The following is a 22,646-nucleotide window of genomic DNA, read 5'->3' as shown; positions in this document are numbered from 1 at the left end:
TCAAATTACACGCAACGTTTGTCTTTACGTGTAACATCATCTCTTGAACTTGCCTTTTTTCTTTAGAACACGGATTAAAAAAGAATTAGTACTTTTTAAAATTTCTTAAATCTATGTTCCTGAAATGATAATTTATTTGAATTTTGGAATTTGAATTTTGAAGGTTATTTAATTTAATTTCCTTAAATTCGCAACTTATAAAAAACTGAAATACTTTTAAAAATGAAATACGATATCATAGTTTTAGGAAGTGGTCCTGGTGGTTATGTAACCGCTATTAGAGCATCACAATTAGGCTTTAAAGTAGCCGTCATCGAAAAAGAAAATTTGGGTGGAATTTGTTTGAATTGGGGTTGTATCCCAACGAAAGCATTATTAAAATCAGCTCAAGTTTTTGATTACCTAAAACATGCTTCAGATTACGGATTAACCGTTAAGGAATTTGACAAAGATTTTTCTGCTGTTGTAAAACGTTCTCGTGATGTAGCAGAAGGAATGAGCAAAGGGGTTCAATTCTTGATGAAGAAAAATAAAATTGACGTTATTGATGGTTTCGGAAAAGTAAAACCTGGTAAAAAAGTTGATGTTACTGCTGCTGATGGAAAAGTTACGGAATATGCTGCAGATCATATCATCATTGCAACAGGAGCGCGTTCTCGCGAATTACCAAACTTACCTCAAGATGGTAAAAAAGTAATCGGTTACCGCCAAGCGATGACGTTAGCGGAACAACCAAAGAAAATGATTGTAGTAGGTTCTGGTGCGATTGGAGTTGAGTTTGCTCATTTCTATAACGCAATGGGAACTGAAGTTACCATTGTCGAATTCATGCCAAACGTAGTTCCAGTAGAAGACGAAGACATCTCAAAACAATTTGAGCGTTCGTTGAAAAAAGCAGGAATCAACGTAATGACAAATTCTTCTGTAGAAAGAATTGATACTTCTGGAAACGGAGTTAAAGCATTCGTAAAAACAGCAAAAGGAGAAGAAGTTTTAGAAGCCGATATCCTATTATCAGCAGTTGGAATTAAAACCAACATCGAAAACATCGGATTAGAAGAAACGGGTATTGCTACCGATAGAGATAAAATTTTAGTAAACGCATATTACCAAACAAACGTTCCAGGTTACTACGCAATTGGTGACGTAACACCAGGACAAGCTTTAGCGCACGTAGCTTCGGCTGAAGGTATTTTATGTGTGGAAAAAATTGCAGGTTTACATGTTGAAGCGTTAGATTACGGAAACATTCCTGGTTGTACGTATGCCACTCCAGAAATTGCTTCTGTGGGGATGACTGAGAAGCAAGCAAAAGAAAAAGGATACGATATTAAAGTGGGTAAATTCCCGTTTTCAGCTTCAGGAAAAGCAAAAGCAGCGGGAACTCCTGACGGATTTGTAAAAGTAATTTTTGATGCGAAATACGGCGAATGGTTAGGTTGCCACATGATTGGCGCTGGCGTTACCGATATGATTGCTGAAGCGGTTGTAGCTCGTAAACTTGAAACTACAGGACACGAAATCTTAAAAGCAGTCCACCCGCATCCAACGATGAGTGAAGCGGTTATGGAAGCTGTAGCAGATGCTTATGGTGAAGTGATTCACTTGTAAATACGAGATACGAATTTTTAAGTACAGAATAGAGAAAAGTCCGATTTGCAATTGCAAATCGGACTTTTTTTATGGTACTATAACAAAAATGCTTTCTTATACTTTTGTTATGCTTTTTTATTTAAAAAATGTAATGAACTTGAGAGCCTATCACTCATTCATACCAAAAATGAAAACCAATTACAACCAACGGGATTACCATCTTACTTTTTCGAAATTATCTTGTAAAAAAATAGCCTCATCAATGTCTTCTAGAAATCGAATGTTGAAATACTCCTCAACCATAGCGAGTTCATTGTCAATCTCAAAAATAATTTTAGTAGCAACTGGGAAATTGGCTATCATCTCATAATTTTTAAAAAAAATATCCGTATGCTTATCATGATCTACTATAACTCTTGTTAAATACAACGCGTCTTTGTCAATCCAAAATTGAGGAGATTTTACATCTAAAGAATCCGTGGTTCCAATAACCAGATTAAGTCTACCCTCTTCATCTTCAATTTCATATTGTTTCGATAAATCAATTCCCAACTTTTTAATTTTATCTCGTGTAATACTAGGTTCTTGATGATAAACATCAAAACCTAACAACAACGATTGATTTATTCTAAATGCAGATTTAACTTGATTTCCATTTTCAAAAAAATGAACGATATCATCAAAAAATATCACACCATTACCCGATTCAAATCCATCAAATCGAATATGCAATTTCCCTGGGCTACTCAATATCTCATTCCAAATCGATTGTTTAATCAACTCCTTCTCTTTAAACCAAGATACCGTTTGATCAAAAGACATAAACTTCGGCCATTTGCAATTCCATCGCATATACATCTTGTCAATTATATCTAAAGAATGGGCTGCTTCTGTAAAAGAATTTTTGCTATTTTTCATTTTTTAAATTTGTAATCATAAAAGTATTCTAAGAAATATAATAATGTTACTAAAAGAACTGGTTATTAGTCATTCGCTTCGGCAATCAGATTTAAAAGTAGGTAACCGATACACCTAACTCAATCCCTTTCTAAAATTTTTATTACCTGAACTATCCTAGCAACTTGTTGCTCTTCTGTTGCTAAATCTATTATCGACTGCAGAAGTTCTCTCTGATACTTTTTATCCTGTTTTTGAAAAAGCTGCAAAACATTGGCCTCATCAAAACAATCTAAAATGGTTTGCACATCAGTTTTTTGGGTATCTTCTAAATACAATGTCACCAATACTTTATCGCCAGCTTTTTTATGAATAGCTTCCCGTATTTCAGCATTAATAGCTAACTTTTTATCACCATTTTTTACAGGTCCTAAATTCTTATGCTGAATGGCATAACCATCAATTGTTCCCGAAACTTTTAAATCTCCCCATTTACCTTTAATATCTTTGGTATAGGGAACAATCAATTGATAAGTCCAAGCTCCATTGCCTGGAATATATTGTAATTCTAAAAGTTCGTTTTCTATGATAATTTGCATATTACATCTCAATTAATCTATATTCTCTGTCGGACAGTCCCGACGCTTCGGGATGTTTCAGCATCTTATTTGCTTCTCCTGATCGCTTAGCTCGAGTCTACATCTACTTAATTATATCTTAATTTTATCAACTTCCTTCGTTATTCTATCCGTTTCTGATAACGCTACAATGATTTTTTGATAATAGAAAATTTCATCAATACTTAGTTCACGGCCTATGCGGTCTTTTATCCATTTTTGGGCGGGTTGGTAACCGCCAATGTAACAGTTCCAAGCTACTTCAGGAACGTTTGCGAAATATTGAAGCCCCTCAATCCCCAAAGGGGAAGCTTTATCGTAATTGATATATACTCTATTGTTTTCAAAATGTATTTTACCAACCACATTATTTCCGTCATTCGGATATTGTGTAATGTATTTTTCTACAGCTAAACTTTCTAACAAATAAATTTGACGTAACTCGCCACCTAATGCTACTAATTGCCAAAAATTGGTAATTTCTTCTTTTGTACAGACGCGATTAATCGCGTCTCTAAATGGATACGGCACTCTAGGAAAATCTATTTTTAAAAATTCTTTATACGTTTCTCTGTAGGTTGGTGAATGCAACACCGCATAGATGTAATCTAACAAATCTATTGGAGCAAATGTGGTTCTAAACTCATCTCGAACCTCGGAATTATTTGCCATGCAGACATTTCCTTCTACTTTTTCAGGTACAAACTGTAAATCCAATCCTTTTGCTATAGCATCTACAAGTACCCTATTGAGATTAGGTGTGCGAGGAGTGTTGATTAATAAATTTTTTTGGTCGTTTTTGTGAGCATAAATATATAATGGATAAACAGTAGGAATATCAGCTTCTGAGGCAGCCATAATTCTTTTTTCTATAATTGTATTTGTTATTTGAATGTCATAATTATCAAAAACTGTTCTAGAAACTACTAAACCGATATTTTTACCTTGTATGAAATGCTTTACAGTAGAATTTATAGATCTTCCCATCATATTATTAGATAAATCGGTAAAAACACCATACTTTATGTCAAAAGGGCTATAATTTATTGGGTAAATAGTAACCTCATTCTCTTTAATCTCTTTTATTGCATTTATGATTTTAGCTAATTGATTCTCACTAAAATTACATTTTGTTATCATTTCTTTTAGATCTAAAATAGGCAATTCAAATAAGGTTCTTTCAGAAGGCTTAAAGCCATCAAGCATAATTAATTCATCAGATTCTACTAAAACTAAATCAAAATTGTTCTTTAAAAAAATATCTCTAATTGAAAAACCTAAATTATAATTTGATGTTTCGAAATAATCTTTACTAACCATACATCTCATTTTTATACGTTAATACATCATCAGACTTATCTAAATCTAGAATTGAAAAGCCATTCGCTACAAAAAAATCCAATAAAAGAGGTATCAAAAGATTTTGCAAATCGATACGATACGAGTTTTCATAAATATTCCCTTTTTCACAAACCATATTAATACTGATAATTAACCCTTTAGAATCATTAGGCAGGCAATTAAATTCTGATGTTATCAAACATAAGAAAAAAAAACACCCATACAATCTAGATCAAAAAACTACCTATGGCTTTGGATAAAAAATTAACCCAAAATATTATAAATTAAATTTAAATCTTTAAAAATCGAAACAAAATACAATATTAGAAGAGTGTAATAATTATAAAAAAAGCCTATAAACATATAGTTTACAGGCTTTAAAATTGGGGTTAGTAAAAGTTACTTTTTTAAATCAAAACGATCTAAATTCATAACTTTATTCCAAGCAACGACGAAGTCGTTTACAAATTTTTGTTTGTTGTCTTCTTGTGCATATACCTCAGCAATAGCTCTTAATTCAGAATTAGAACCAAAGATCAAATCGGCACGAGTTGCTGTCCATTTTAATTCATTCGTATTCATGTTTCTTCCTTCGAACAATTCTTGATCATCTGATGTAGCTTTCCATGAAGTTCCCATTGCTAATAAATTCACAAAGAAATCATTGTTTAATTTGTCTTTATTAGTTGAGAAAATACCATGTTTAGAACCATCATAGTTAGCATTTAAAGCTCTCATACCCCCTACTAAAACAGTCATTTCAGGAGCTGTTAACGTTAATAATTGTGCTTTATCTACTAATAATTCTTCTGTTGAAACCGTATATTTTGTTTTTAAGTAATTACGAAATCCGTCTGCTTGTGGCTCTAATACTGCAAATGAATTTACATCGGTTTGTTCTTGAGAGGCATCCATTCTGCCTGGAGTAAAAGGAACTTGAACATTATAACCTGCATTTCTAGCTGCCTGCTCTACCCCTACATTTCCAGCTAAAACAATTAAATCAGCAATAGAAACTTTTTTATCTTTTGATTTTGAATTAAAATCAGCCTGAATTTTCTCTAAAGCCGATAGAACACGGTTTAATTGTACAGGATTGTTTACTTCCCAACTTCTTTGTGGCTCCAAACGAATGCGCGCCCCATTAGCACCACCTCTTCTATCTGAACCTCTGTAAGTAGAAGCCGAAGCCCAAGCAACCGAAACCATATCTTGAATCGTTAATCCAGAAGCTAAAATTTGCATTTTTAATCCTTTGATGTCTTTTTCGTTTACCAATTTATGATTTACAGCAGGAATTGGATCTTGCCAAATTAAATCTTCTTTTGGTGCTTCTGGACCTAAATAAGTGGTCTTAGGACCCATATCGCGATGTGTTAACTTAAACCAAGCACGAGCAAAAGCATCATTGAAAGCATTTTCATCAGCCAAGAATCGTCTTGATATCTTCTCGTATATTGGATCGTATCTTAATGATAAATCTGTAGTTAACATATAAGGTTTGTGCATTTTATTTTTGTCAAAGGCATCTGGGATAATTTTATCATCTGTTTTTGCAACCCATTGTTTTGCACCAGCCGGACTGGTAGTTAATTCCCAATCGTATTTAAATAAGAATGTTAAGTAATCATGGCTCCATTTTGCTGGAGTAGACGTCCAAGTTACTTCTAAACCAGAAGTAATAGCATCCGTTCCTTTACCAGATTTATAACTGCTTTTCCATCCAAATCCTTGTTCTTCAATTGGAGCAGCTTCTGGCTCTGGTCCCACGTGTTTAGCATCACCAGCACCGTGTGTTTTTCCTAATGTGTGCCCACCTGCAATTAAAGCTACTGTTTCTTCATCGTTCATCCCCATTCTTCCGAAGGTTTCGCGAATATCTTTAGCCGCTAAAACTGGGTCAGGGTTTCCATTAGGTCCTTCTGGATTTACATAAATTAATCCCATTTGTACTGCTGCTAAAGGATTTTCTAATTTTCTTCCTTCTGAATAACGTTTATCATCTAACCACTTCGTTTCTGGTCCCCAATATACATGCGATTCTGGCTCCCAAACGTCTTCTCTACCTCCAGCAAATCCAAACGTTTTGAATCCCATTGATTCTAATGCTACATTTCCAGTTAATATCATCAAATCTGCCCATGAAATCTTGTTTCCATATTTTTGTTTGATTGGCCATAACAAACGTCGCGCTTTGTCTAAGTTACCATTGTCAGGCCAACTATTTTGTGGTGCAAAACGTTGTTGTCCAGCACGAGTTCCTCCTCTTCCGTCTCCTGTTCTGTAAGTTCCCGCACTGTGCCATGCCATACGAATGAACAATCCTCCATAATGACCAAAATCAGCAGGCCACCACTCTTGTGATTGCGTCATTAAAGCAGTCAAATCTTTTTTCAAAGCGTTATAATCTAATGATTGGAATTCTTTCGCATAATCAAATTGAGTTCCCATAGGATCAGACAACTCCGAATTCTGACGAAGTACGTTCAAATTCAATTGATTAGGCCACCATTGTTTGTTTTTATCCACAGTAGTACTTCCTTTAGAAGCAGTTTTGGTTCCAATTGATTTGCCCTGTCCATTGTTGTAATCTGTAGCGTTGGGACCACCATGAGGATTCTCTTTACTCACAGTAATGGTTTTACCTGTAACCGGACAAGTCATCGTTTCTTGAGCTATTGAAAATAAACTAAGAAATAAACTGGTTGTTAGTAATACTTTTTTCATAAGATTAATTATTTTTTTTGTAGTCCAAATTTCTGATTTCTTTGACAAGAATATTTTAATTTTAAAATGTTATTTCTTATTTAAGTATAGATTTTAATTATAAAAACCAGTAGCATAAAATAACTTTTCATTATAGTTAAATTTTAGCCGAATTGCATGCATAAATTTTGTATTTTTATTATTCAATAATTTATTATGTCAAATATTCAACTCATCATAGAAGAAAAAGCCGCCGATATAGGAAATTTTTTAGTCGGTAGATTATTACCCTTTAAAGAAAAAAGAGCGGTTGGACCTTTTGTCTTCATTGATCATATGGGCCCTGCAAAACTCAAAGATTATCAGAACTTAGATGTTCCTCCACATCCTCATATTGGTTTATCGACGCTGACCTATTTGTTTGAAGGTGCTATTATGCATCGCGATAGTTTGGGTACCGAATTAGAGATCCAACCTGGAGCGGTAAATTGGATGACTGCTGGAAAAGGGGTGGTGCATTCTGAAAGAACTCCTGAATATTTGCGAACAACCGACAAAAGTTTGCATGGATTACAGATTTGGGTCGCATTACCTAAAAATTTAGAAAATTGCGAACCCTCATTTACCCATGTTGAAGCAAAAGAAATTCCGAATTGGAAGCAAGACAAAGTTTATTTTAAACTGATTGCAGGGGAAGCTTTCGGAAGAACATCACCTGTACCTGTTCACAGTCCGTTATATTTTATTGAAATTAAAAGTAATGAAAAAGCTTCTTTAAATATTGGTAAAGAATTATATGGAGACGTCGCGATGTATATATTAGAGGGAAGTATTAGTAATGATGGAAATCGCTACGAAAACAAACAAATTTTAATTGCTAAAGAAAGTTCCCTTTGTGCTTTTGAAATGGCGGAAAATACTACCCTTTACCTTTTTGGTGGAGAGGCTTTCCCTGAAGAACACTTTATCTATTGGAATTTTGTTCACACTGATAAAAATGTTATCGAGAAAGCCAAGGAAGATTGGAAAGCACAACGTTTCCCAAAAGTTCCTAATGAAACCCAATGGGTTCCTTTACCCGAAGTAAAAGGCTTTAAATAACACCTTATTTTTTCTTACTTATTTGATAATCTACTGTGAAACAAGAACTTCATGGTTTGAAAACCTTTTGATAAATTCAAAAAACTTATCAACAAAAATAAAACATAAATTGTTGATTACTATTTATTCAAATAAGACTAAAAAGTCTTTTTAATAATTAAATTTGTTCCATACCACATTTAAATTCTACACTATGGACAAATTTGTAATCAAACGAAATGGCACCTATCTCCCATTTGAGCCTTTCAAAATAGAAGAAGCTATCGCAAAAGCTTTTGCTAGTGTAAGCGAAACTTTAAATACAAAAGTTATAGAAACGGTATTCCAATTGTTATCGCATCAAGATACATGGGCCGTTGAAGATATTCAAGACAAGATTGAGAAAACACTTTACGAATATGGGCATTATGAAGTGATGCGTTCTTTCATGTTGTTCCGTCATACTAGAAAACTGCAACGCGAACACGTTTTAGGATTAAATGACGATACCACTTATGTCGACAGCACCCAAACCATAGAAGAATATACCAACCAAACCGATTGGCGCATCAATGCCAACGCTAATACTTCCTATTCCAATGCAGGTTTAGTCAATAATGTCGCTGGAAAAATCATTGCGAATTATTGGTTAGACAAAGTTTATTCGAAAGAAGAAGGTTATGCGCATCGAAACGGAGACATTCACATTCACGATTTAGATTGCTTAACGGGTTATTGTGCGGGTTGGAGTTTACGTGTTTTACTAAATGAAGGTTTTAACGGAGTTCGTGGTCGAGTGGAAAGTCGTCCTCCTAATCATTTCAGAGAAGCATTAGGACAAATGGCTAATTTCCTAGGAATTTTACAAAGCGAATGGGCCGGAGCTCAAGCGTTTAGTTCGTTTGACACCTATTTAGCTCCTTATGTTTTCAAAGATAATTTATCGTATGACGACGTTTTAAAAGCGATTCGAAGTTTTGTTTACAATTTGAATGTGCCAGCACGATGGGGCCAATCACCATTTACGAATATTACTTTGGATTGGGTAGTTCCGGATGATTTAAAGGACCAAATCCCAACACGAAACGAGCAACATCTTTTCAAAGGTATCGCTTCAGAAGAAATCATTAAAAGAGCCCAAGAAAGAGGTGTTTCAGATATAACTCAAATGCGCTACGAACATTTTCAAAAAGAAATGAATCTCATCAATAAAGCGTATTATACAGTTATGACCGAAGGCGATGCGCATGGACAACCGTTCACCTTTCCAATTCCAACGGTTAACATTACCGAAGAATTTGATTGGTACGGAGAAAACACCGATATTCTTTTCGAAAATACCGCTAAAATAGGTTCGTCTTATTTCCAAAATTTTATTGGAAGTCAATATACGTATGATGAAAACGGTAATAAAATTGAAAATCCAAATGCCTACAAACCCAATGCTGTACGAAGTATGTGTTGCCGTTTACAACTCGATTTACGCGAATTATTAAAAAGAGGAAACGGTTTATTTGGTAGTGCTGAAATGACGGGAAGTATTGGCGTCGTAACCATCAATATGGCAAGATTAGGTTATCTAAACAAAGCCAACAAAGCCAAATTATATTCCGATTTAGATCGTTTGTTAGCAATTTCGAAAGCAACTTTAGAGAAAAAACGCGTTTTCATTCAAGAAATGTATGATAGAGGATTATTTCCATATACCAAACGTTATTTACCACACTTTAGAAACCACTTCTCTACAATTGGTGTGAACGGAATTAACGAAATGATTCAAAATTTCACCGACGGAAAAGAAGACATTGTTTCGGATTACGGAATGGCATTCGCAACCGAAATTTTGGAACACATTCGAACCAAAATGAGAGCTTATCAAGAAGAAACAGGGAATTTGTACAACTTAGAAGCGACACCAGCAGAAGGTACTACATATCGTTTTGCTAAAGAAGATAAAAAACGTTATTCTGACATTATTCAAGCAGGTGAAGGTGAAAATATTTACTATACGAACAGTTCGCAATTACCCGTTGATTATACTGAAGATCCGTTTGAAGCTTTGTTATTGCAAGACAATTTACAATGTCAATATACTGGAGGAACGGTTTTACATCTATACATGAATGAAAAATTGAGTTCGGTAGAAGCATGTCGAAATTTCATTAAAAAAGTGATTACAAATTTCAAATTGCCCTATATCACGGTGACCCCAGTTTTTAGCGTTTGTCCGAAACACGGCTATTTGAATGGCGAACACGAATATTGTCCTAAATGCGATGAAGAATTATTAGCAACCTTAAATACAACATCTTATGCAAACACAAACCACTGAAGCTTTGCTTCAACACCATGAAAAAAGAACCAAATGTTTGGTTTATACACGAGTAATGGGCTATCACAGACCCGTAGAAAGTTTTAATATTGGAAAAAAAGGTGAACACAAACAACGAACCCACTTTAGAGAATGTAAATCTTGATTTTCTAAACAAAAAAGCCATTCATAGTTTTACACCCTTCACTCTATTAGATTATCCCGATAAATCGGCTTGTATCTTATGGTTTGCAGGGTGTAATATGAAATGTGATTATTGTTACAATCCCGAAATAGTTTTCGGAAAAGGGGCTTTTTACTTTTCCGAAATCATTTCGTTTTTAAAATCGAGAAGCAATTTGTTGGATGCTGTAGTTTTTAGCGGTGGCGAATGTTTGATTCACAAAGACATAATTCCATTCATAAAATTAGTAAAAAGTTTAGGGTTTTTAATCAAAGTGGACACGAATGGAAGTCAACCCAAAGTACTTAAAAAACTAATAGAAGAACAGCTCATCGATTATGTGGCTTTGGATTTTAAAGGTCCGAAAGAGAAATTTTTTGCGATTACAAAAGCTGATTTTTATGCTCAATTTCTAAGTTGTTTTGATTTGCTTCAAGCGAGTTCCATTCCGTTTGAAGTACGAACTACTTATCATTCCTCTTTATTGAATCTAGAGGATATTGTTGCAATGCAAGACGTTTTATTGGAATTAGGCTACGATAGAAACTATTACATTCAAAATTTCAGAAATTATCAAAACACGATTGCACCACTACCCGATTCGCAATCCATTTCGGAAAAGGATATCCATCAGAATATGACTAAAATCATATTTCGATGATTTAAAATGCCTAACTTTGTGTAAATTTTATCTATGTTTTCAAAAACTTGTGAATATGCCATACGAGCTACCATTTACATTGCCTCAGAATCGTCTGCTGGCAAGCGTTGCGGTATTCGAGACATTGCTAGAAAAATTGAATCGCCAGAACCTTTTACAGCTAAAATATTACAGCGTTTAGTAAAAGCCGACATCATAAAATCGATTAAAGGAAATGGCGGTGGATTTGAAATCGAAAAGGTACAATTGAAACACATTAAGTTAGATCAGCTCGTGAAAGCTATCGACGGAAATGACTTATTTGACCGATGCAGTTTAGGACTTCACGATTGTTCCGACAAACAACCCTGTCCTTTTCATCATAAGTATAAGCCATTACGTGAAAATTTGAAGAAAACGCTGAAAGAAACCTCTCTTTTGGATTTAATTAGTGAATTCAACACCGGAGAGACTTTCCTTAAGCTTTAAAAAATTTAATTAAATAAAAGATAAAAACATCCTCTAATGAAAACAACATCGGATTTAAAAGAGAAAATTCTTGAATTGAAAAAAAGGAAAAATGCAGTTATTCTAGCGCATTATTATCAAGAAGAAGCCATTCAAGAAATTGCTGATTTTGTGGGTGATAGTTTAGAATTATCGAGAAAAGCATCGCAAGTTGATGCGGATATTATCGTTTTTGCCGGAGTATATTTCATGGCAGAAACGGCTAAAATTGTCAATCCAAATAAAAAAGTAATCGTTCCCGATGTAAAAGCAGGATGTTCGCTTGCCGATGGTTGTCCGCCAAATGAATTCAAAGCTTTCTTAGAAAAATATCCGAATCATACCGTTGTAACCTACATCAATTGTACAGCCGAAGTTAAAACCTTAACCGATATTGTTTGCACTTCTTCCAATGCAAAAAAAGTAATTGCATCTATTCCAGAAGATCAACCTATCGTGTTTGCTCCTGATAAAAATTTAGGGAAATACTTAATTGCTGAAACTGGAAGAGATATGATTTTATGGGAAGGTTCTTGCATTGTTCACGAAGCATTTTCTTTAGAAAAATTAATCGATTTATATAAAAAACATCCAACCGCTAACATCATCGCGCATCCTGAATCGGAAACGCATATTTTGAAAGTAGCGCATTACATAGGTTCGACTTCAGGCATGTTGAATCATGTAAAAAACAATCCAAACGACACTTTCATCGTAGCCACGGAAGCGGGTATTTTACACCAAATGCAATTGGATAATCCAACTAAAACATTAATCCCAGCGCCTTCAAAAGAAGACAATACCTGTGCATGTAGCGAGTGTGCGTTTATGAAAGTCAACACCTTAGAAAAACTCTATCAATGTTTACAAGATGAAAGTCCGGAAGTGCATTTGGACAACGAAATCATCGAAAAAGCTTTACTTCCAATTCAAAGAATGTTAGCGCTAAACTAAAACATCATGCAAAATTTAGAAACCGATATACTCATAGTAGGCACAGGATTAGCAGGATTATCTCTAGCGAAATATCTCAGCGAGCAAAATCCGAAACTACAAATTACCTTACTTAGCAAAACTTCCATTGACGAGTGCAATACCTATTACGCTCAAGGTGGAATTGCCGTTGTACACGACTTTATCAAAGACAGTTACCAACAACATATTCAAGACACTTTATTGGCAGGAAAAGGTCTTTGCGATAAAAAAGTTGTAGAACATGTAATAACCGAAGCTCCAGCCCGATTGCAAGAATTGATTCAATGGGGCGTGGAATTAGACAAAAATAATTCAGGTGATTTGGATTTAGGATTAGAAGGCGGTCACTCCCAAAATCGTATTGTACACCACAAAGACAAAACAGGATTAGAAATTGAAACCAAGTTGATTCAAGTCGTTCAAAATTTGGCGAATGTTACCATCAGAACTTCCTTTTTTGCCACGGATATTTTACTAGACAATCAAAAATGCATTGGAATCATAGGATTTGATGAAAAAAGTGAAGTGACTTCCATCGTAGCAAAAGCAACTGTTTTGGCTACCGGTGGTTCTGGGCAAGTGTTTGGCGTGACTTCAAATCCATTTGTATCTACGGGAGATGGTGTGGCAATGGCGTATCGAGCGGGTGCTAAATTAGAAAAAATGAAATACATTCAATTTCATCCCACAGCACTTTACGAACCTAATAAAAGTCAGGCGTTCTTAATTACTGAAGCCATTCGTGGATTTGGAGCTCATATTTTGAATCAAAAAATGGAACGCTTTGTTTTTCAATACCATCCTGATGGTGAATTAGCAACTCGAGATGTAGTTTCGAAAGCCATTTCGGATCAAATGAAAAAAGAACATTCAAAACACGTTTGGCTTGATGTTAGACATTTACCAATAGAAACTTTCAAAACAAAATTTCCAAAAGTGTACAATTATTGTTTTGAAAACGGAATTGACGTTTCTAAAGATTTAATTCCGATAGCTCCTGCAGCTCATTATCAATGTGGTGGAATTGTAGTAGATGAAACAGGTGCCACTTCCATCAAACAACTCTACGCTATTGGAGAATGTTCGCACACTGGACTTCATGGTGCCAATCGATTGGCTTCGAATTCATTATTAGAAGCGATTGTTTATGCGCATGATTTAGCGAATCATCTAATTTCTTCAGTAGATGCGATTAAATTAAATAAATCTGAAATTACGCCCATTCGTTATAAAAACATTCATCACGACCAAATTTTGCAATTCAAAAATCAACTGCAACATTTCATGAAATACGATGCTTTGTACACTTCGGGAAAAAATACCGAAAAAGTATATGAAATGGTCACCGAAATGAGCAAACGTTTCAAAATGAAGTTCAAAAATTATAATTCGCATCCGTTTTTATGCGAAACTTATAATTTGATTCAAACCGCAGAAATCATTTTAAAAGATTGTCTACCCAAAAAATACCGAGTAAAATCAATTAAAAAAGAAAAAACTATTTCGTAATGCTGAATCTATTTATCCATCCAAAACGCATTTTTTTGGTACTCTTCGTTTGCTTTCTAGCGTTTAGCATTTGGATATATGCTATTCCCTTTTTTAATCCAACGCCCTATTCTAAGAAAGAACTTCATTTAGTAGCCGAAGGTAGACTCGTTTGGCAAAAATACAATTGTCATACTTGTCATCAATTGTATGGCTTAGGCGGTTATTTGGGTCCGGATTTAACGAATGTGTATTCCAGAACTGCCAACAATGAAGCGTATATCAAAGGCATCATAAAATCAGGTGTAAAACAAATGCCTGCTTTTGAAATTTCGGATGACGAAATGAAAGCACTTTTACACTTTTTAAAAAATGTTGATGCCACAGGAACCTCAAATCCACAAGATTATCAACCTGAAATAATAGGAACTTTTAGTTTAGAAAAGAAATGAAGAATTTTGGAATTTGGCTTATTAGAATAGCCCTTGTATTGTTTGTTTTAGGTTTGTTTTTTGGACATTTGGCATCCGAAAGTTATCGTATTACCCAACCAAAATCGGGTGTTATGGGATTTTTATCGCTTCGTCCGCTTCACGTAAGCAGCGCTTATTTGGGCATCATAACTGCTGGACTGGGCTTTGTAACACTAATTATTGCAAAAATGAAAACCACACGTTTTGGTATTTTTTTACAATATCTTCATTTTTCCCTATGGGTAATTGCATTAATTGGTATTTTCTATAGCTATTTTATTGGCGATTTTGGTGGAAGAGAATATTGGGAATTCAATCCGGTTTGGGCTTTGCCAATCTTTATTTCTTTTATTGTTTTCTTAGTTTTCTACCTACATCAAATTGGATTTTTTTTCAAATGGCCTGTTTATTATTGGATGTGGTTTACCGGAATTATCTTCTTTATTTTCACTTTCATCGAAAATTATTTGTGGATTTTCCCTTACTTCAGACAACATTTCATAGCCGATATGACGATTCAGTGGAAAGTAAATGGTTCGCTTGTGGGTGCAATAAATCAAATCATTTATGGTGTTGCTTTTTATTTGATGGAAAAAATTAGTGGTGATGAAAAATCGTCCTATCAAAAACTTTCTTTTGCGATGTATTTTTTAGGTATGTTTAACTTGATGTTCAATTGGGGACACCATATTTACTTACTTCCAACTGAGAAATACATTCATTACATAGCTTATACAGTAAGTATGACCGAATGGATTATTTTGATTCGCATTTTCTATAAATGGAGTCAGCAAATTAAAGAAAACAAACAGTTTTATTACTTCTTCCCTTACCGATTTCTAATGGCGGCTGATTATTGGGTAACACTAAACTTAACATTAGCCTTATTCATGTCGATTCCTGCTATCAACTTATACACACATGGAACACATATTACGGTAGCCCATGCTATGGGAACAACAATTGGAATCAATACGATGATTATTTTGGCAGGTGTTTTTTACTTTATCAAGCCAACTTTTAATTCGGCGAAATGGCGTATGTATGGTAGTGTTACCTTTTGGATAGTACAGGTTACATTGTTGTTGTTTTTAATTTCATTAATTGAAATGGGTATTCAACGTGCCATTTGGCAAGCTGGATTGACTTCGGATAGTTTTAGTAAAATGAGTAACGCCAATGGAAATTGGGTTTTAGCCTTCATCATTTTAGGAACCATTCTGATGTTTAGTATGGCAAGTTTTTTTATTTATCTTTTGATTCAATCTTATAAAAAAAACAAATTAGAACCAGAGTCTTAATTACATTCTAAAAATAGGTTACTATAAATCGGACAAAATATCATAATTCCATCGTATCTTTGCAAATTACTAAATTACTATTCCTTATGTTTTCGAAATCATGTAATTATGCCATAAAAGCGGCAATTTTTATTGCTAAACACTCCTTAGAGGAAAATAAGGTAGGATTTGTTGATATCGCTAAAGAAATCGATTCACCACAAGCATTTACAGCAAAAATTCTACAAATTTTAGTAAAATCTGGAATTATTGATTCTGTAAAAGGTGTCAATGGTGGTTTTTATATTCCTAAAAAAAATATCGCTACAACTTATTTAGTTGAAATTGTTGACGCTATTGATGGCGATGCAGTTTTTCATGGATGTGGTCTTGGATTATCACAATGTTCTGAAACACACCCTTGTCCAGTACATGATAAATTTAAGAGCATTCGAGATGAATTAGCACATATGCTAGAAACTACGAATTTAGAAGAATTAGCTTTAGGAATTAAATCAGGAGAAACGTTCTTGAAATCGTTATAAAAACCAATTCTTCTAAACGGCAGTATTTTTAAAACTGAAACATCAAATTCATAAAGATATTTCGTCCCATTCTTGGAAGGTTGTTCCAATCAGTATAAGTAGTGTAGTTGGCATCTAAAAGATTTTCAACACCTGTATTAAAGATCATTTTTGATTTCTCAAAAGTGAATTTATAACCAAAATTGGCATTTACAATTGCATAATCAGGTGTTTTGTCTTCACCATAAAAAGCGTTGTACTCGGTTTGTGTAGCATTTCCTTTTAGTTGTAATTCCGAACTGAATTTTCCTGGTCTAAAGCTTAAAGAAGTCATGTAATTAAACGGACTCATAAAAGGCAAACCGTTATTCTCATTGTCTTTTCCTAAGTTATAGACGAATTGTCCTTTCCAAATCCAGAAATCTGATAATTGATAACTTACCGTAAAATCAGCTGATAAAATAGTCGCAAAATCTAAAGCGGTATAGATTTTAACTCCATTGGCACCAATAGTCATAGGCGCTACCGAAGCATCAGGAATTCCGATGATATAATCGTAAATATGAAAATACGATGCTGATATTTTGGTTTGCCATTTCGAATTTTTGAAACCAATATTGGCATTTCCTTCTAATGATTTTTCGTTTTTTAAATTGGGATTTCCGATGTAATCAAATCCGTCAAAACTGTTGAATAAATAAAAACCATACCCTTCTGAAACTGATGGAGCGCGTTCGCCATACCCCATTCCGAATCCATATGAAATTCCGTCTTTGTTATAGAAATAATTAGTGGAAATACTTTTCAGGAATCGAGATTTTGAGGCTTGCATTTCTGGATAGAAAATCTGTAAACTTTGTAAGCCGAAATCACTTGCAACATTGTTATTATGAAAACCTAAATTTGCATTGGTTTTTATATTGGAGTGACAATTGATTTCATAATTATCTTCCAAATAAATTCCAGAATATAAGGTACGAACATCCGGCCAAGTATACATAAACATTAAGTTTTCGTTTGGATCAGAAGGATACATCGTCATTTCCGCAACAGAACGATTGTAAAATGAATTCAAATTGGCCAAAAATTGATGTTTTTTGTACTTCCCATTTATTTTGGAATAAAAACCATACGTGTCGCTCCAACCTGGCATGTCCATGTGAATCGGCACATCAGGGCGTTTGGTGTCGTCCATAGTGTGCGTAATTGTATTAAAATAGAGTTTGGTTTCCCAATTATCGATTGAATCAAAACTTGGTTTGTAATTGAATTTTACCGAAGTAATCAATGCTTCCGCCAACGAAACATCCATTGGTAACGCAGGATAACCGACATCGGTAGCTCTATCAAAAATTACTGAAGCTTCAATGTTTTTGTTTGATGCTAATTTATATCCCGAAGTAGCAGATAAATTCAATTTTCTGAATTGTGAAAACTCAATTTCTTTATTGTTTCCCGCTCTATAATTTTCGGCATCGCGAAACATTACATCAGTATCCACATAAAACAAACTATCAGCATAATTGATGGCTGAGCCTATGATTTTCTGACGGTTATTCGTTTCATAACCTGAGTTGACAAAAAATTCCCATCCCGCATTAGTAAATTGGCGTTGGCTTCTTTTTAAATCAATCGAACCACCAATCGTATTTCCATGACAACTGCCTTGTTGACCTGAAGAAATCGTTGCTTCTGATAAATTAGAAACTTCAAAATAAGAAGTTACTGGATCCATTTTATCAGTACAAGCACCAAAGATTCGCATTCCGTCGATGGTAACAACGGTACGCTCGGTTGCCATTCCGTTGATGATGGGTTCCCAAGCATAAGCACCTCTTTTGATTAAATCTACTTTGGTTGATTTTTGCAGAAATTCGTCTAAAGTAGCAAGTGTTTTGGTTTGTTTTTCGTGCAAAGCTGCTTTTGTTCCTACTACCAAAACTTCTTTAAGTTCTTTAGTTTTGAGAGAATCGACTTCTTGACTAAAAGTAAAACAAAACGAAAGTGACAGAAAAAATACAACTAATTTTTTCATGATATAAAGATTTTAAAAAAGGTCATTATTTAAGTCATAACGACCTTTTTTAGAGTAAAAATTAAAATTCGATTTCGAAGAAAATACTACTAGCAGTAACTGTTTCTGTGATTTCTTCTCCTTTTATGATAGTTCCTTCTGCGTCAACTAATTGTAAGTTGATTTTCCAATAACCTGTCATGGTTAACGATAATTTACCATCGTATAATCCACCTGCTAAAGTTTGAGTCGCATGAACGTTATTTGGTGAAGAATGATTTCCCATGCTTGGCATTCTAGGGTCGATTTTTACGATATAGCCATCAACAACTGGGAAATTCATCATGCTTTGCATTTTCCAAACGCCAACTTTCATATCGTTGACTGCTACTTTAGGAGTAGTAGGTTCGATTAAAGCTACTAAGTATTTTGTACCATCCGAACCCATAAAAGTATTTACTTTTCTTTTGGTAGAAGCTGGTACATCGATAACTTCTGTTGCAGTGTAATCCACACCATTAATTGTGTAATCGATTTTTAAATCCCAATATTCTGTAGTGTTTTGAGCCATTTGAAACATAATATATCCTTCGTATAAAGTCCCATTTTCTGTTACTTTTTCAACAGAAGAATAAGGACAAGAATGGGTCATTGAGGTCATATGCATAAGTGGTGCCCAACTCACTTCTGCATTTTTGATATAATTGTTGGTTCCGTTTTCTTTGATTCGTAGGCTAATCGCATTGTATCCTTGTTCTAAACTTCCCATTTGGGAATACAATTCGATTGTGTGTGTATCGTTAGTGATTTCTTTAAATTTAGTGATTCCATCTAATTCATTTACAGTAGTTTCATCATCATTTGAACAAGACACGAAAGTTAAGGCCATAGCAAAAATGGCTACAATATATTGTATTGAAGTTTTCATTATATTTTTTAATTAAAGTGATTGTAATTGCATCTGAAATACTTGATTTCAGGCAAATTTGAATATAAGTTGAGTGGGTTAGTTCCGAAAATGAACTAACAAGAAACCAATATTTAATTAAGAAATAAATGCAGGTGGATGAAAGAAGGCACAATCATTCAAGTGAAAGTAAAGATTAGAATAATTGTTACCAATAGAAGTTTTATTTAAAAAATAAATTTGTCTCATTTCTATAGATGGAATCTCCTGAAAAAACACAATTTCAGTTTGTTCAAAAGCGATTTTCTTTTCTGAAGAATTTTCAGAACTGCTTTCTGAAGCTTTAGCCAACTGTTTTGTCAAGTGACACTTACCATTACAATTTAATTCTGGCTTAGATTTGTTCTCACAAAGATTATTTACAATATAATCATAATTCACAGCATATTCTAAAACCGGCAGTATTGGCTTTAGAAACATTAGCGTGGTTAATATGATTAGTAATTGTTTCATGTGACAAATTTACAGCAAATAAATTAGCGTTTAATATGATTTCAGTCATATTTTTTTTACTTTTATTGAAATTAATTTGTGCTTTATCTAAAAGAATTAAAGCCTTCAACACAACTACTTTATGCAGATTGATTTAGATTTATTATTTACTTGGGGCGCTATTGCCAAGGAGTACAAGAAAAATGAAATTATTTTCCATGAAGAGGAATCGGCTAATTTTTATTATCAAATTATTGATGGTTGCGTAAGAATGTACAATTCCAATGATGAAGGAAAAGAGTTTACCCAAGGCTATTTTAAAAATGGTCAGAGTTTTGGAGAACCGCCTTTGTTTATTGATGAACTATATCCTTCTACTGCTGTAGCCTTTAAAGATTCCAAAATAATAAAAATTTCGAAGGAAAAGTTTTTAAAGATTTTAGAGGAATATCCTTTTATTCAAAAGCAATTCTTGAATTTAATGGCAACTCGAATTCACAACAAAGCCAGAACCACAAAAGACATTGTAAATCAAAAACCGGAGTTTCGAATTTTAGCTTTTTTAAATGCACACAAAAACCCCGAATGTCCAAAAAAAGAATTGGTGGAATTTACAAGACAAGAAATTGCCAACTTTACAGGTTTACGAGTGGAAACGGTGATTCGAGAGCTATCAAAAATGAGTAAGACGAATAAAGTGGAAATTATTAATCACAAATTATATTACTGATGTCTTTTAAAACAACTTTTTGGATTCGATTTTCGATTTTTAATCTAATGCTTGTAGCATTATTAGGTCTTTTAATGCGTTATAAGATTCTGTTTGAATTTCCAATTCTCGATCAAAAAAGTCTTCAACATTCTCATTCTCATTTTGCTTTCGCAGGTTGGGTAACCCATACTTTAATGACGTTGTTGATTGCTTTTTTACAAAAACACGATACCCTTAACAAGATTGCGTTTAAAAAATATAATCTCATATTAATTGGGAATTTAATTTGCTCTTATGTAATGCTAATTTCCTTTATTATGCAAGGTTATGGAGCGATTTCCATAACTTTTTCAACCCTTTCTATTTTTGTTTCTTATTGGTTTGCCTATGCTTTCTTTAAAGATTGCAAACAAATTGAAACATCTTCTGTAGCAACAAAATGGTTCAAAGCCGCATTATTTTTTAATGTGATTTCGTCTTTGGGAACTTTTGCTTTGGCTTATATGATGGCAACTAAAAACATCCATCAGAATGAATATTTAGCTTCTATTTATTACTATTTGCATTTTCAATACAATGGTTGGTTTTTCTTTGCTTGTATGGGATTGTTGTTGGATTATTTAAAAGTAACTTCAAACTCAAATCGCATTTATTCGCAATCGTTTATTTGGTTGTTTTGGTCTTGCATTGCAGGGTATTTTCTATCAACACTTTGGTTAGATTTACCACTACTGATTTATATTTTAACTGCTATTTCGGCAATTGTTCAAGTAGTTGTTTGGTGTCTATTATTCAAAACTATTGTTAAAGAGAACAAATCCATCTTCGTAACTCTTCCAAATTATTTAAAATATCTTATTTTATTTATCAGTTTTGCTTTGAGTGCGAAGTTCTTATTACAATTGGGCTCCACTATTCCAGCAATTAGCAAATTAGCCTTTGGTTTTAGACCTATAATAATTGCGTATTTACACTTGATTTTATTGGCAATTATTTCGCTTTTTCTACTGTTTTACATTTATGTGAATAATTTTATTGCCGTGAATAAGAAAACTATCTTAGGATTAATCTTATTTAGCATTGGCGTTGTTTTGAATGAAGTTGTGTTAGGAATTCAAGGTGTTGCGTCTTTTAGTTACACATTAATCCCCAATATTAATGAATCTTTATTTGGAGTTGCAATACTTCTTTTCGCCAGTATTTTATGGACGACTTTATTTACAAAAAAGAGCTAAAAAAAATGGTTCTTATGATTCTACTCATAAAATAATCATCAGATAATCAGGTACTTTGTGTGTATAAATTATTCAAATTATGAAAAATTCCATTACAACTTTATTGTTAGCTAGTTTACTAATCACCTTTGGATGTAAACAAGGTGAAGAAACAGCATCAGAATCAACATCAGAGACCACTGAAGTACCTTCAGGAGGACAAGAGAATGTAGTTGACGCAACATCAAATCCAAACATCGTACAAACTGCTGTAGGAAGTAAAGATCACACTACTTTGGTTACGGCTGTAAAAGCTGCAGGTTTAGTAACCTCTCTAAGTAATGCGGGTCCTTTTACTGTATTTGCACCAACCAATGCTGCTTTTGATAAATTACCTGCTGGAACCGTAGAAGGTTTATTAAAGCCAGAGAAAAAAGGTGATTTAGAAAACATTTTAGGCTATCATACATATGTAGGCTCGTTAAAAGCAGAATATATGCAAGACGGACAAGAGTTTGATATGGTGTTTGGTGGAAAAGTAAAAATCACTAAACAAGGAGAAAAAACATTCGTAAACGGTTCCGAAATTGTGGCTTCTATTGAAACATCAAACGGAATTATCCATGTAATTGGTGACGTTTTACTTCCAAAATAGAAAACAATTATTAATTCATCTTTTATAAAGGTAAAA

General features: G+C 33.8%; 22 protein-coding genes. 14 read left to right on the top strand and 8 right to left on the bottom strand.

All coding sequences use genetic code 11. From position 1 onward, the window contains the following. Positions 1-222 precede the first annotated feature (222 nt). Positions 223-1,611: a dihydrolipoyl dehydrogenase gene (gene lpdA / locus BUE95_RS10935; RefSeq protein WP_073584416.1), complete on the top strand. Its 1,389-nt coding sequence runs from the start codon at positions 223-225 to the stop codon at positions 1,609-1,611. A 195-nt stretch (positions 1,612-1,806) separates the two neighbouring features. Here the strand turns inward: lpdA and BUE95_RS10930 are convergent, their stop codons facing one another. The 5 genes from BUE95_RS10930 to katG all read right to left on the bottom strand — a co-directional run bounded on the left by BUE95_RS10930 (position 1,807) and on the right by katG (position 7,175). After that, positions 1,807-2,511, bottom strand: a complete 705-nt coding sequence (locus BUE95_RS10930) for a hypothetical protein (RefSeq protein WP_073584414.1) — start codon at positions 2,509-2,511, stop codon at positions 1,807-1,809. A gap of 119 nt (positions 2,512-2,630) precedes the next feature. Then, positions 2,631-3,089: a DUF1905 domain-containing protein gene (locus tag BUE95_RS10925; RefSeq protein ID WP_073584412.1), complete on the bottom strand. Its 459-nt coding sequence runs from the start codon at positions 3,087-3,089 to the stop codon at positions 2,631-2,633. Between the two features lie 111 nt (positions 3,090-3,200). Then, positions 3,201-4,427 carry a type ISP restriction/modification enzyme gene (locus BUE95_RS10920; protein WP_073584410.1) on the bottom strand — a complete coding sequence of 409 codons (1,227 nt, stop codon included), beginning with the start codon at positions 4,425-4,427 and terminating at the stop codon, positions 3,201-3,203. Beyond that, positions 4,420-4,647 (bottom strand): hypothetical protein, encoded by a 228-nt coding sequence (locus BUE95_RS10915; protein ID WP_073584408.1) that lies wholly within the window; start codon positions 4,645-4,647, stop codon positions 4,420-4,422. Before BUE95_RS10915 ends, BUE95_RS10920 begins: the two co-directional genes overlap by 8 nt. Positions 4,648-4,847: 200 nt before the next feature. Next, on the bottom strand, positions 4,848-7,175 hold the full coding sequence (gene katG / locus BUE95_RS10910; protein WP_073584406.1) for a catalase/peroxidase HPI: 2,328 nt from the start codon (positions 7,173-7,175) through the stop codon (positions 4,848-4,850). 195 nt (positions 7,176-7,370) lie between these two features. On the opposite strand from katG, the gene BUE95_RS10905 reads away from it, so the two are divergent. The 10 genes from BUE95_RS10905 to BUE95_RS10860 all read left to right on the top strand — a co-directional run bounded on the left by BUE95_RS10905 (position 7,371) and on the right by BUE95_RS10860 (position 16,637). Then, positions 7,371-8,255, top strand: a complete 885-nt coding sequence (locus tag BUE95_RS10905; protein WP_073584404.1) for a pirin family protein — start codon at positions 7,371-7,373, stop codon at positions 8,253-8,255. A gap of 193 nt (positions 8,256-8,448) precedes the next feature. After that, positions 8,449-10,566: a ribonucleoside triphosphate reductase gene (locus BUE95_RS10900; RefSeq protein WP_073584402.1), complete on the top strand. Its 2,118-nt coding sequence runs from the start codon at positions 8,449-8,451 to the stop codon at positions 10,564-10,566. Beyond that, the gene (nrdD, locus tag BUE95_RS13920) at positions 10,547-10,711 is read left to right on the top strand and encodes an anaerobic ribonucleoside-triphosphate reductase (RefSeq protein WP_073584401.1); all 165 of its coding nucleotides are present in this window, start codon (positions 10,547-10,549) and stop codon (positions 10,709-10,711) included. Before BUE95_RS10900 ends, nrdD begins: the two co-directional genes overlap by 20 nt. Beyond that, the gene (locus BUE95_RS10890; protein WP_084530283.1) at positions 10,668-11,390 is read left to right on the top strand and encodes an anaerobic ribonucleoside-triphosphate reductase activating protein; all 723 of its coding nucleotides are present in this window, start codon (positions 10,668-10,670) and stop codon (positions 11,388-11,390) included. Before nrdD ends, BUE95_RS10890 begins: the two co-directional genes overlap by 44 nt. A gap of 33 nt (positions 11,391-11,423) precedes the next feature. Then, a complete protein-coding gene (locus BUE95_RS10885) occupies positions 11,424-11,858 on the top strand; it encodes an RrF2 family transcriptional regulator (RefSeq protein ID WP_073584399.1) in 435 nt (144 codons plus the stop codon). Positions 11,859-11,894: 36 nt separating this feature from the next. Beyond that, positions 11,895-12,830: a quinolinate synthase NadA gene (gene nadA / locus BUE95_RS10880; RefSeq protein WP_073584397.1), complete on the top strand. Its 936-nt coding sequence runs from the start codon at positions 11,895-11,897 to the stop codon at positions 12,828-12,830. 6 nt (positions 12,831-12,836) lie between these two features. Further along, positions 12,837-14,360, top strand: a complete 1,524-nt coding sequence (nadB, locus tag BUE95_RS10875; protein WP_073584395.1) for an L-aspartate oxidase — start codon at positions 12,837-12,839, stop codon at positions 14,358-14,360. After that, the gene (locus tag BUE95_RS10870) at positions 14,360-14,791 is read left to right on the top strand and encodes a c-type cytochrome (RefSeq protein WP_073584393.1); all 432 of its coding nucleotides are present in this window, start codon (positions 14,360-14,362) and stop codon (positions 14,789-14,791) included. The genes nadB and BUE95_RS10870 overlap by 1 nt, the downstream gene beginning before the upstream one ends. Further along, entirely contained in the window at positions 14,788-16,113 is a 1,326-nt protein-coding gene (locus BUE95_RS10865; protein ID WP_073584391.1) for a cbb3-type cytochrome c oxidase subunit I, read from the top strand. Before BUE95_RS10870 ends, BUE95_RS10865 begins: the two co-directional genes overlap by 4 nt. A gap of 86 nt (positions 16,114-16,199) precedes the next feature. After that, positions 16,200-16,637: an RrF2 family transcriptional regulator gene (locus BUE95_RS10860; protein WP_073584389.1), complete on the top strand. Its 438-nt coding sequence runs from the start codon at positions 16,200-16,202 to the stop codon at positions 16,635-16,637. Positions 16,638-16,665: 28 nt separating this feature from the next. Here the strand turns inward: BUE95_RS10860 and BUE95_RS10855 are convergent, their stop codons facing one another. From BUE95_RS10855 to BUE95_RS10845, 3 genes are all read right to left on the bottom strand, one after another. Beyond that, positions 16,666-18,651: a TonB-dependent receptor plug domain-containing protein gene (locus BUE95_RS10855; RefSeq protein WP_073584387.1), complete on the bottom strand. Its 1,986-nt coding sequence runs from the start codon at positions 18,649-18,651 to the stop codon at positions 16,666-16,668. Positions 18,652-18,712: 61 nt separating this feature from the next. Continuing rightward, positions 18,713-19,558, bottom strand: a complete 846-nt coding sequence (locus BUE95_RS10850) for a FixH family protein (RefSeq protein WP_073584385.1) — start codon at positions 19,556-19,558, stop codon at positions 18,713-18,715. 117 nt (positions 19,559-19,675) lie between these two features. Continuing rightward, complete coding sequence (locus BUE95_RS10845) at positions 19,676-20,050, bottom strand: hypothetical protein (RefSeq protein WP_084530282.1); 375 nt, start codon at positions 20,048-20,050, stop codon at positions 19,676-19,678. Between the two features lie 121 nt (positions 20,051-20,171). Here BUE95_RS10845 and BUE95_RS10840 point away from each other — a divergent pair, with 121 nt between their 5' ends. From BUE95_RS10840 to BUE95_RS10830, 3 genes are all read left to right on the top strand, one after another. Beyond that, the gene (locus BUE95_RS10840) at positions 20,172-20,759 is read left to right on the top strand and encodes a Crp/Fnr family transcriptional regulator (RefSeq protein ID WP_073584383.1); all 588 of its coding nucleotides are present in this window, start codon (positions 20,172-20,174) and stop codon (positions 20,757-20,759) included. 47 nt (positions 20,760-20,806) lie between these two features. Further along, positions 20,807-21,976, top strand: coding sequence for a hypothetical protein (locus tag BUE95_RS10835; protein WP_084530281.1), 1,170 nt, complete (start codon positions 20,807-20,809; stop codon positions 21,974-21,976). A 79-nt stretch (positions 21,977-22,055) separates the two neighbouring features. Next, on the top strand, positions 22,056-22,610 hold the full coding sequence (locus BUE95_RS10830) for a fasciclin domain-containing protein (RefSeq protein WP_073584379.1): 555 nt from the start codon (positions 22,056-22,058) through the stop codon (positions 22,608-22,610). Positions 22,611-22,646 lie beyond the last annotated feature (36 nt).

It is taken from the genome of Flavobacterium cucumis, assembly GCF_900148835.1.
Taxonomy (GTDB): Bacteria; Bacteroidota; Bacteroidia; order Flavobacteriales; family Flavobacteriaceae; genus Flavobacterium; species Flavobacterium cucumis.
This window is presented reverse-complemented; position numbering and strand designations above follow the sequence as displayed.

What these genes read in the sequence shown, in the direction of transcription:
- BUE95_RS10840 (WP_073584383.1), top strand. Translation starts at nt 20,172, where the DNA reads ATGCAGATTGATTTAGATTTATTATTTACTTGGGGCGCTATTGCCAAG.
- BUE95_RS10925 (WP_073584412.1), bottom strand. Translation starts at nt 3,089, where the DNA reads ATGCAAATTATCATAGAAAACGAACTTTTAGAATTACAATATATTCCA.
- BUE95_RS10905 (WP_073584404.1), top strand. Translation starts at nt 7,371, where the DNA reads ATGTCAAATATTCAACTCATCATAGAAGAAAAAGCCGCCGATATAGGA.
- nadB (WP_073584395.1), top strand. Translation starts at nt 12,837, where the DNA reads ATGCAAAATTTAGAAACCGATATACTCATAGTAGGCACAGGATTAGCA.
- BUE95_RS10855 (WP_073584387.1), bottom strand. Translation starts at nt 18,651, where the DNA reads ATGAAAAAATTAGTTGTATTTTTTCTGTCACTTTCGTTTTGTTTTACT.
- BUE95_RS10920 (WP_073584410.1), bottom strand. Translation starts at nt 4,427, where the DNA reads ATGGTTAGTAAAGATTATTTCGAAACATCAAATTATAATTTAGGTTTT.
- nadA (WP_073584397.1), top strand. Translation starts at nt 11,895, where the DNA reads ATGAAAACAACATCGGATTTAAAAGAGAAAATTCTTGAATTGAAAAAA.
- lpdA (WP_073584416.1), top strand. Translation starts at nt 223, where the DNA reads ATGAAATACGATATCATAGTTTTAGGAAGTGGTCCTGGTGGTTATGTA.
- BUE95_RS10830 (WP_073584379.1), top strand. Translation starts at nt 22,056, where the DNA reads ATGAAAAATTCCATTACAACTTTATTGTTAGCTAGTTTACTAATCACC.
- BUE95_RS10850 (WP_073584385.1), bottom strand. Translation starts at nt 19,558, where the DNA reads ATGAAAACTTCAATACAATATATTGTAGCCATTTTTGCTATGGCCTTA.
- BUE95_RS10885 (WP_073584399.1), top strand. Translation starts at nt 11,424, where the DNA reads ATGTTTTCAAAAACTTGTGAATATGCCATACGAGCTACCATTTACATT.
- BUE95_RS10870 (WP_073584393.1), top strand. Translation starts at nt 14,360, where the DNA reads ATGCTGAATCTATTTATCCATCCAAAACGCATTTTTTTGGTACTCTTC.
- BUE95_RS10930 (WP_073584414.1), bottom strand. Translation starts at nt 2,511, where the DNA reads ATGAAAAATAGCAAAAATTCTTTTACAGAAGCAGCCCATTCTTTAGAT.
- BUE95_RS10865 (WP_073584391.1), top strand. Translation starts at nt 14,788, where the DNA reads ATGAAGAATTTTGGAATTTGGCTTATTAGAATAGCCCTTGTATTGTTT.
- BUE95_RS10845 (WP_084530282.1), bottom strand. Translation starts at nt 20,050, where the DNA reads ATGAAACAATTACTAATCATATTAACCACGCTAATGTTTCTAAAGCCA.
- katG (WP_073584406.1), bottom strand. Translation starts at nt 7,175, where the DNA reads ATGAAAAAAGTATTACTAACAACCAGTTTATTTCTTAGTTTATTTTCA.
- BUE95_RS10900 (WP_073584402.1), top strand. Translation starts at nt 8,449, where the DNA reads ATGGACAAATTTGTAATCAAACGAAATGGCACCTATCTCCCATTTGAG.
- BUE95_RS10835 (WP_084530281.1), top strand. Translation starts at nt 20,807, where the DNA reads ATGCTTGTAGCATTATTAGGTCTTTTAATGCGTTATAAGATTCTGTTT.
- BUE95_RS10860 (WP_073584389.1), top strand. Translation starts at nt 16,200, where the DNA reads ATGTTTTCGAAATCATGTAATTATGCCATAAAAGCGGCAATTTTTATT.
- nrdD (WP_073584401.1), top strand. Translation starts at nt 10,547, where the DNA reads ATGCAAACACAAACCACTGAAGCTTTGCTTCAACACCATGAAAAAAGA.